Here is a 3,378-nt window from a genome sequence, read left to right as displayed (position 1 = left end):
TTCGTTCTTTAAAAATTTGGGTATGTGATAGAAAGATAGACTGAACGTTACTTTCACTGGTAACGGATCAGGCTAAGGTAAAATTTGTGAGTTCTCTTAATTGAGAAATTCGAATTTTCGGCGAATGTCGTCTTCACAGTATAACCAGATTGCTTGGGGTTATATGGTCAAGTGAAGAAGCGCATACGGTGGATGCCTTGGCAGTCAGAGGCGATGAAAGACGTGGTAGCCTGCGAAAAGCTTCGGGGAGTCGGCAAACAGACTTTGATCCGGAGATGTCTGAATGGGGGAACCCAGCCATCATAAGATGGTTATCTTGTACTGAATACATAGGTGCAAGAGGCGAACCAGGGGAACTGAAACATCTAAGTACCCTGAGGAAAAGAAATCAACCGAGATTCCCTTAGTAGTGGCGAGCGAACGGGGACTAGCCCTTAAGCTTCTTTGATTTTAGCGGAACGCTCTGGAAAGTGCGGCCATAGTGGGTGATAGCCCTGTACGCGAAAGGATCTTAGAAGTGAAATCGAGTAGGACGGAGCACGAGAAACTTTGTCTGAATATGGGGGGACCATCCTCCAAGGCTAAATACTACTGACTGACCGATAGTGAACTAGTACCGTGAGGGAAAGGCGAAAAGAACCCCGGAGAGGGGAGTGAAATAGATCCTGAAACCGTATGCGTACAAGCAGTGGGAGCCCACTTTGTTGGGTGACTGCGTACCTTTTGTATAATGGGTCAGCGACTTATTTTCAGTGGCGAGCTTAACCGAATAGGGGAGGCGTAGCGAAAGCGAGTCTTAATAGGGCGTCTAGTCGCTGGGAATAGACCCGAAACCGGGCGATCTATCCATGGGCAGGTTGAAGGTTGGGTAACACTAACTGGAGGACCGAACCGACTACCGTTGAAAAGTTAGCGGATGACCTGTGGATCGGAGTGAAAGGCTAATCAAGCTCGGAGATAGCTGGTTCTCCTCGAAAGCTATTTAGGTAGCGCCTCATGTATCACTGTAGGGGGTAGAGCACTGTTTCGGCTAGGGGGTCATCCCGACTTACCAAACCGATGCAAACTCCGAATACCTACAAGTGCCGAGCATGGGAGACACACGGCGGGTGCTAACGTCCGTCGTGAAAAGGGAAACAACCCAGACCGTCAGCTAAGGTCCCAAAGTTATGGTTAAGTGGGAAACGATGTGGGAAGGCTTAGACAGCTAGGAGGTTGGCTTAGAAGCAGCCACCCTTTAAAGAAAGCGTAATAGCTCACTAGTCGAGTCGGCCTGCGCGGAAGATGTAACGGGGCTCAAACCATACACCGAAGCTACGGGTATCACGTAAGTGATGCGGTAGAGGAGCGTTCTGTAAGCCTGTGAAGGTGAGTTGAGAAGCTTGCTGGAGGTATCAGAAGTGCGAATGCTGACATGAGTAACGACAATGGGTGTGAAAAACACCCACGCCGAAAGACCAAGGTTTCCTGCGCAACGTTAATCGACGCAGGGTTAGTCGGTCCCTAAGGCGAGGCTGAAAAGCGTAGTCGATGGAAAACAGGTTAATATTCCTGTACTTCTGGTTATTGCGATGGAGGGACGGAGAAGGCTAGGCCAGCTTGGCGTTGGTTGTCCAAGTTTAAGGTGGTAGGCTGGAATCTTAGGTAAATCCGGGATTCTAAGGCCGAGAGCTGATGACGAGTTACCCTTTGGGTGACGAAGTGGTTGATGCCATGCTTCCAAGAAAAGCTTCTAAGCTTCAGGTAACCAGGAACCGTACCCCAAACCGACACAGGTGGTTGGGTAGAGAATACCAAGGCGCTTGAGAGAACTCGGGTGAAGGAACTAGGCAAAATGGCACCGTAACTTCGGGAGAAGGTGCGCCGGTGAGGGTGAAGCACTTGCTGCGTAAGCCCACGCCGGTCGAAGATACCAGGCCGCTGCGACTGTTTATTAAAAACACAGCACTCTGCAAACACGAAAGTGGACGTATAGGGTGTGACGCCTGCCCGGTGCCGGAAGGTTAATTGATGGGGTTAGCTAACGCGAAGCTCTTGATCGAAGCCCCGGTAAACGGCGGCCGTAACTATAACGGTCCTAAGGTAGCGAAATTCCTTGTCGGGTAAGTTCCGACCTGCACGAATGGCGTAACGATGGCGGCGCTGTCTCCACCCGAGACTCAGTGAAATTGAAATCGCTGTGAAGATGCAGTGTATCCGCGGCTAGACGGAAAGACCCCGTGAACCTTTACTATAGCTTTGCACTGGACTTTGAATTTGCTTGTGTAGGATAGGTGGGAGGCTTTGAAGCGTGGACGCCAGTCTGCGTGGAGCCATCCTTGAAATACCACCCTGGCAACTTTGAGGTTCTAACTCAGGTCCGTTATCCGGATCGAGGACAGTGTATGGTGGGTAGTTTGACTGGGGCGGTCTCCTCCTAAAGAGTAACGGAGGAGTACGAAGGTGCGCTCAGACCGGTCGGAAATCGGTCGTAGAGTATAAAGGCAAAAGCGCGCTTGACTGCGAGACAGACACGTCGAGCAGGTACGAAAGTAGGTCTTAGTGATCCGGTGGTTCTGTATGGAAGGGCCATCGCTCAACGGATAAAAGGTACTCCGGGGATAACAGGCTGATACCGCCCAAGAGTTCATATCGACGGCGGTGTTTGGCACCTCGATGTCGGCTCATCACATCCTGGGGCTGAAGCCGGTCCCAAGGGTATGGCTGTTCGCCATTTAAAGTGGTACGCGAGCTGGGTTTAGAACGTCGTGAGACAGTTCGGTCCCTATCTGCCGTGGACGTTTGAGATTTGAGAGGGGCTGCTCCTAGTACGAGAGGACCGGAGTGGACGAACCTCTGGTGTTCCGGTTGTCACGCCAGTGGCATTGCCGGGTAGCTATGTTCGGGAAAGATAACCGCTGAAAGCATCTAAGCGGGAAACTTGCCTCAAGATGAGATCTCACTGGGACCTTGAGTCCCCTGAAGGGCCGTCGAAGACTACGACGTTGATAGGCAGGGTGTGTAAGCGCTGTGAGGCGTTGAGCTAACCTGTACTAATTGCCCGTGAGGCTTGACCATATAACACCCAAGCAATTTGCTGACTCGAAAGAGCACCAGATTGCGGTGTGTGAAGACGAAACGAACCGAAAGTTCGAATCTCACAAAACACCGACAGCTATCACATACCCAATTTACTGAAGCGAGGCCATCAGGCCGCGACTCGGTACCCGAATTTCTTGACGACCATAGAGCATTGGAACCACCTGATCCCATCCCGAACTCAGCAGTGAAACGATGCATCGCCGATGGTAGTGTGGGGTTTCCCCATGTGAGAGTAGGTCATCGTCAAGATTAAATTCCGAAACCCCTATCTGCTGATGCAGGTAGGGGTTTTGTTTT

Annotated in this window: 2 rRNA genes; both read left to right on the top strand. The window is 51.2% G+C overall.

The features are described 5' to 3' along the window. Positions 1-165 precede the first annotated feature (165 nt). Positions 166-3,057, top strand: a 23S ribosomal RNA gene (locus HGO40_RS30075). A gap of 157 nt (positions 3,058-3,214) precedes the next feature. Then, positions 3,215-3,330 (top strand): 5S ribosomal RNA (rrf, locus tag HGO40_RS30070). Positions 3,331-3,378: the final 48 nt, after the last annotated feature.

This window comes from Pseudomonas sp. CG7 (assembly GCF_023701885.1).
Lineage (GTDB): Bacteria > Pseudomonadota > Gammaproteobacteria > Pseudomonadales > Pseudomonadaceae > Aquipseudomonas > Aquipseudomonas zanjanensis.
Note: the sequence above shows the minus strand (reverse complement) of the source record. Positions and strands in the feature narration are given on the sequence as shown.